A 5,275-nucleotide genomic window follows, 5' to 3' on the forward strand; every position below is an offset into this window, starting at 1 on the left:
AGATGTGTATAAGAGACAGGAGACGCCGGATCCACTGCCTTCTGCTCCAGCATCGACACCACCGCGGCCCGCTCCCACGACGACAACCCCGGATGCGTGGCACGCACCTTCGACACCTCGTGCACGATCACCCCTCGCAACGTCCGAGACGCCAACTCGGCACGCGCGTTCGCCATCGACACGGCCATGTTCGGCACCTTCCACAGGCCGTCGTGCTTGATCCACGACCGCAACAGGAACTCCCCTGTCGTCTCGTCGATGAGCAGGAACAGATCCCGGGACAACTCGGCGGCGGCACGCTCGACCGCAGCCGGCGTCCATCCCTTCGCTTTCGAGGCGATGCGGCCCGGGTGCCAGTCCCCCGCACCGCAGTACGACAGAGTCGGCCAGTTCCACAGCACGAAGTACAGGTGCTGCGCGGGTGGGGTGCAGTCGAGCCAGTCGTCGTCGCCCCAGATCCCGAGGTTCATGCGTGCGTGGTCTTTCCCGGTGGACGCCATCAGGCGGCCCTCCTTTCGAGCTGTTCGAGCGGGATGTGGTGCCCGCTCATCGGGCAGGTACTTCCCGCGGTGTCGTCGTGCCGGGTGACGCGGCCGGTGTACTCGGACGCGTGCACCCTCCGGCGCCACACCGGGCACTCGGTCACCACAACGTCATCTCCGGTTCAGCCCCGACGGCTGGCGCGAAGAGCTCTGCGACCGCGGTGTTCTCGTCGGCGGCGTGGATCGACATGCGTGCCTTCCGCGCTGCGATGCGGCGTTCCTCGGGCAGCGCTTCTGCCCAGGCCGTGATTTGCCGCCAGGTGAGGGTCACGGTGTGTTCGGGTGCGGTGATGCCGCGTTCTTCCATGTAGTCGCCGGGCTGGGTGATGGCGATGCCCCATGTGTAGGTTTTGCGCCAGAGGCCGGCGGCGTGCCATTCCGGGTCGGTTGGGGTTCCGCCGCCGCGGGTGTCGCGGATTTGTGGGCACCAGTAGTCGGGTGCGTCGGCGAGTCCGAGGATTTGGCGGGGATGGAGTTCGGCGAGGAGCCGGAGCTGATCGGGTGTCACCGGTCACCGTCCAGCACTGCACGTAGTTCGCGGGCAACCTCTCGCCTGGTGTCCAACTCCCACTGCTCGCTGCTGTCGTAGCCGACGTTCGGCACGTTCGCTAGGTCGTCGACGTACTCGCGCACCCGGGCGAGTGCAGCCTCGGCGCGGTCCCGCTCGAGCTCGGCGCGCACGGCCCGGCCGCGCTGCTCGTCGACAGCCTCGAACAAGACCTCAACCATGTCGCGCCCATCGAACCGGCAAGACTCTCCGAGGGGGAACGTCTCGTCGTGGGTTTCACACTGCGCGAAGTCGAACGGCGGGGTGTGCGTCATGACGCACGGCGCCGGGGCGAAGTGTTCGACGGCGAGTTCGACTGCGAGGTCGATGCACGCCGCTGTGTTGCCTCCGTCGCGCACGGGCGGTACGTGCATTCCGCGGCCGTGAGTGAGCGCTCGGGCGGGCCATGCGGCGCGGATCTTGTCGCGCAGTTCGGCGCGGCCTTCGGGTGTCGTCGGATCACTCACAGCTTGTCTCCAATCTTGCGTTCGAGGGTTGTGGCGATGTCGTCGTATACGCGGGCCTGGTAGACCGCATCGAGTTGCCGTACCTCGTCGGCCATCGCCCGCAGGAGCTGGGCGTAGTCGCGGATGCTGTCGATGACAGCGCGGAGTTCGTCGTTTTCGTGGATGGCGTGGTCGAGGGCGGTTTCGACGGTTTCGACGTGACTCACGACGCCTCCCCGGTGATCCATCGCCAGGTGTCGCCGATGAGCTGCCAGTGATTCGAGCCGGTCCTGATCTTCCGGGAGACGTCCCACTCGTAGCCGCACAGGCACAGGTGCTCCCGGCGGTGGCCGGTGTCTTTCACGCAGAGGCAGGCGTGGCCGGGTGTGTCGTCGTGGCGGGCTGGGCAGTAGTCGCTCACCGTGACTCCTCGGGGGTGTAGAGGACCGTGACGGGCATCGGAATGTCCGCGTTCGTCTCCGTGGTGCCGTTGACGTAGCGGACGGCCAGATCGAGCGGGAAGTCCCGCTTTTCGCCGACGAGCCCGTCCGGGCCGATGATCACCGTGCCGTCACGCATGTCGGCGAGCTCCTGCACGGTGGTGATTACGCGGGCCCTGCGGTAGCCGGCGGCGAGGAGCTCGTCGACGGTGTGAGCGCTGAGGAGGCGTCCCTCCCAGCCGCACGCGCATACAGATCCGACGCCATCAGTCCAGGACCGCATCGAGTGCGCCTTCATCGCAGCGAGAAGTTCGTCTCGGTCACTCATGGTCGCTCCACTCGTAGAGGGTTTGTGAGGCTCGGTCGATGGTCCAGGCGGCGACGGTGAGCCACCCGGCGATGCACAGGCCAGCGACACCGGCGATGCGCACGGCGGACTTCACTTCCCCTCCTGGTAGGTCAGGACGACACGAGCCCCGTCGACGTCGGTAAACCGCACGACATAGCCGTCCAGGCTCTCAGCGACCGTCGCCACAGTCCCCGTCTCGCGGAGACGATCGCAGCGCCGCCGCACTGCATCGGCGACCGCTCCGGACTTCACCACTGTCGATGAAGTTGTGCGCGTGACCGTCAGCCGGTGCGAACCGGAAGCTTCACCAGGCGGATCCGCAGCGGTCTCACTCGCCTGGGTGTGGTGCTTCCATTCGTGCGCCGGGTCCGCGCCCGGATCTCCTCCGGTGTACGCGCTGATGGGTTGGGTCACTGGGGATCTCCGATCGTGAGCCAGAGGGAGCCGGGGCGGCCCTTCTCTGCTGCGTGGATTACGGGCATGAGCTTCTGCATCAGCTCCGGCGTGTCGTCGGCGGTGAGCCCGTAGTCGACGAGACCGTCGCATGCTGCCTTGAGCACCGGCATGAGGTTGTCGGCGTCGCGCCGACGGTTGTCGCGCGGCCGGTAGTGCAGGCACACCGTGACGCGGCCGCGGCCGGTCGGCACCTTCGCCTGCCTGGCGAGCATGTGTGTGACCTCGCGGATCGACGCGGTGATCACGGCCTTCTTTCGCCAGTGCAGGCGGTCGTTCATCGACAGCGGAGGCTTCTCGTACGGCAGCTCGAGCACGATGTCGACGCTCACCAGACGACCCCCGCCGTCTTGCGCACCTCGGCACGCTCGGCAAGCACCAGGCGGCGAGCAGCCAGCAGCGCAGCGGCAGTCTCCTGCAGCTCGTCAGGCGACAGGATTTCCCCCGCCACCCAGACTTCCGGCCCTGCGACCGTCGCGAGCTGGAAGCCACCGGACGAGTCGGACCAGGTGACGCCGTGCTCATCCTCGAACGACGAAGCGGGAAGCTCGACCACCTCGTGCCGCTCGAGGATTGTGCGCGCGAGGTTCGCGGCGGTGTCGGCAACCAGCTCCGGCGCGCCGGGCATCAGCGCCGCGGCGATCAGCCCCTTCAGTTCAGATTGGTTCATTCCTTGCCTCCAAAGGGAGGCCGGGGGCGGTGTGGTGCGCACATCTGGTGCGCCCGATCAGGACTCCGTCGGCACACCGCCACCCGGCAAGATCAGGTGTTCAGTCGTTCGGCACCGCGGCGAGCTTCGCGGCAGCCTGTGAACCCAGGTAGGTGATCAGATCGCCGAGCACACCCGGCCGGCCTTCGGCGTCGGTCGTCGGAGAACCGAGCATCCGATGCCCCTTCACCTCCGCGTACAGCGCGAGCAGACCAGCCTTGTTTCCCGTGAGATCCAGAGCGCGCTTGCGGAACTCGGCCGCCGTCGGTACCTGCACACCATCCGACAGCCAAGCGTCGATCTGGTGGGCAAGCTCCTCACCGGGCAGAGGGATGACCACGTTGGTGAGTGTGTGAATGCGGGACTTCGTCACTCGCATCGTGTTCTGCACATCCAACTCACCGATCAGGTCGAACTCGTACTCGATGCCGTCCCGCTGGATCGGCTTCAAACCGACCTTCTGCGGCTCCTTCTTGCCCTTCTCGTTCTCGACGATCACGTACTCCGTCTTCGTGCGGAGCGTGACGATCACGTGCCCAGGGAAGGAGATGATGGCGTCGATCATGCGACGCTCCTCAGGTCGCATGTCCTTCCATCCCGACGTGAACTTGTTGGCACCGGACTTACGGTCGACCTGCTCGAGCATCCCGTCCGCGCCCTCCCAGTAGTGCGAGAGCGAATCGATGATGACGACGCCGTACCCGCCGCCGGCCGCCAAGCCGAGCAGGTCCACCAGCGACCGTGGGCTGTACGAGTCCGGCTGAACGGTGTCGAACGCCCAGCCGTTGAGCCCGACGTACTTCGAGGCGGAACCTCGCTCGGTGTCGATCACCGCGACGCGATCCGACAGTGCGGTCGCGAGCGCAAGGGCGGTGTACGTCTTGCCGGAACCCGACGGACCGCAGAGGGCGATCCTGGCCTTGCTGGCCTCCTTGGTGGCGGGCGCGAAGCTGAGAGCGGTCACTGCGCACCACCTTCGAGTGCGAGCACCTCGCCGAGGTTCAACTCGCCGGCGGCGGCCATGCCACGCACCAGCTCCACGACGTTCTTCGCGGGCGTGAACCGCGGTGTCGGGGCCTTCGCGGGCGGCACCGACACCGAGACGCCCGGCAGGTCGAAGTAGTCCTCCGACCCGGCGGCCTTGTGCGCCTCGAGGACGTACGCCTCAAGCGAGGCGCGCCCCTGGTCGGTGAGCACCACACGCTCCTCGATCACGTCCGGCCCGAACGCCTCCACCAGCCACGGGAACACCTGCGCCTCATCGGTGATCGTCACGACCGGCTTCGGCTGCGTCGGCTTCGGCACCGTCGCGTACCCGAGCTCCTCCCCTGCCAGCGTGTACGCGTAGTTCGTGCCGCGGGTGACCTGCGATGCCAGCGCGGCCTTCTCGCGGTCCTCCGCCTCGGCCAGCAACTTCTTCGCAGCGGCGATCGCGGCAAGGTTGCGGACAGTTTTCTCGACGGCACTCATCGTGCGAAGTCCTTCAGCTCGGCGAGCCGGCCGAGTGCAAACTCGACAGCCTGCTCGTGGGTGGGAAACGAACCTGCCAGCGCCTCACGGTTGATGACGTTGCGGAAGGCGATCTGCACGGCCCACGGACGGCCCGGGGGCAGCGGCTGGGAGATGTGCTTGCCGTGACGGATACGCAGGTAGCAACCGCGGGTGCGGGCCGTCTCGACGATCTGCGCCCGGCTCATGGCAACGGCCATGTCAGTTCCTCTCGGTCGTTGTCGAGCAACAGCTCGAGGTGGTTGTCGGTGTCGGTGTCCTGCCTCGTGGTGCAGCCGGG

Annotated in this window: 12 protein-coding genes and 1 pseudogene; all 13 read right to left on the bottom strand. The window is 67.0% G+C overall.

Features of this window, described 5'->3' with window-relative positions; all coding sequences use genetic code 11:
* A pseudogene (locus I0Q12_RS30860) lies at positions 1-500 on the bottom strand (hypothetical protein); the annotation flags it as partial.
* Positions 500-646: a hypothetical protein gene (locus tag I0Q12_RS30865; protein WP_197257774.1), complete on the bottom strand. Its 147-nt coding sequence runs from the start codon at positions 644-646 to the stop codon at positions 500-502. The pseudogene I0Q12_RS30860 and the gene I0Q12_RS30865, both read right to left, overlap by 1 nt.
* Entirely contained in the window at positions 643-1,050 is a 408-nt protein-coding gene (locus I0Q12_RS30870; protein WP_197257775.1) for a hypothetical protein, read from the bottom strand. The genes I0Q12_RS30865 and I0Q12_RS30870 overlap by 4 nt, the downstream gene beginning before the upstream one ends.
* Complete coding sequence (locus I0Q12_RS30875) at positions 1,047-1,556, bottom strand: hypothetical protein (RefSeq protein WP_197257777.1); 510 nt, start codon at positions 1,554-1,556, stop codon at positions 1,047-1,049. Before I0Q12_RS30875 ends, I0Q12_RS30870 begins: the two co-directional genes overlap by 4 nt.
* Positions 1,553-1,762 carry a hypothetical protein gene (locus I0Q12_RS30880; RefSeq protein ID WP_197257779.1) on the bottom strand — a complete coding sequence of 70 codons (210 nt, stop codon included), beginning with the start codon at positions 1,760-1,762 and terminating at the stop codon, positions 1,553-1,555. The genes I0Q12_RS30875 and I0Q12_RS30880 overlap by 4 nt, the downstream gene beginning before the upstream one ends.
* A complete protein-coding gene (locus I0Q12_RS30885; RefSeq protein ID WP_197257781.1) occupies positions 1,759-1,956 on the bottom strand; it encodes a hypothetical protein in 198 nt (65 codons plus the stop codon). The genes I0Q12_RS30880 and I0Q12_RS30885 overlap by 4 nt, the downstream gene beginning before the upstream one ends.
* A complete protein-coding gene (locus tag I0Q12_RS30890; RefSeq protein ID WP_197257784.1) occupies positions 1,953-2,303 on the bottom strand; it encodes a hypothetical protein in 351 nt (116 codons plus the stop codon). Before I0Q12_RS30890 ends, I0Q12_RS30885 begins: the two co-directional genes overlap by 4 nt.
* A complete protein-coding gene (locus I0Q12_RS34765; RefSeq protein WP_269437725.1) occupies positions 2,296-2,418 on the bottom strand; it encodes a hypothetical protein in 123 nt (40 codons plus the stop codon). The genes I0Q12_RS30890 and I0Q12_RS34765 overlap by 8 nt, the downstream gene beginning before the upstream one ends.
* A gap of 316 nt (positions 2,419-2,734) precedes the next feature.
* Entirely contained in the window at positions 2,735-3,109 is a 375-nt protein-coding gene (locus tag I0Q12_RS30895; RefSeq protein WP_307846662.1) for a hypothetical protein, read from the bottom strand.
* Positions 3,106-3,447 (bottom strand): hypothetical protein, encoded by a 342-nt coding sequence (locus I0Q12_RS30900; RefSeq protein WP_197257786.1) that lies wholly within the window; start codon positions 3,445-3,447, stop codon positions 3,106-3,108. The genes I0Q12_RS30895 and I0Q12_RS30900 overlap by 4 nt, the downstream gene beginning before the upstream one ends.
* 100 nt (positions 3,448-3,547) lie before the next feature.
* Entirely contained in the window at positions 3,548-4,450 is a 903-nt protein-coding gene (locus I0Q12_RS30905) for an ATP-binding protein (protein WP_197257788.1), read from the bottom strand.
* Complete coding sequence (locus I0Q12_RS30910) at positions 4,447-4,956, bottom strand: hypothetical protein (protein WP_197257790.1); 510 nt, start codon at positions 4,954-4,956, stop codon at positions 4,447-4,449. The genes I0Q12_RS30905 and I0Q12_RS30910 overlap by 4 nt, the downstream gene beginning before the upstream one ends.
* A complete protein-coding gene (locus I0Q12_RS30915; protein ID WP_197257792.1) occupies positions 4,953-5,195 on the bottom strand; it encodes a hypothetical protein in 243 nt (80 codons plus the stop codon). Before I0Q12_RS30915 ends, I0Q12_RS30910 begins: the two co-directional genes overlap by 4 nt.
* Positions 5,196-5,275 lie beyond the last annotated feature (80 nt).

The sequence above is a fragment of the Rhodococcus sp. CX genome (assembly GCF_015865005.1).
Classification (GTDB): domain Bacteria; phylum Actinomycetota; class Actinomycetes; order Mycobacteriales; family Mycobacteriaceae; genus Rhodococcus.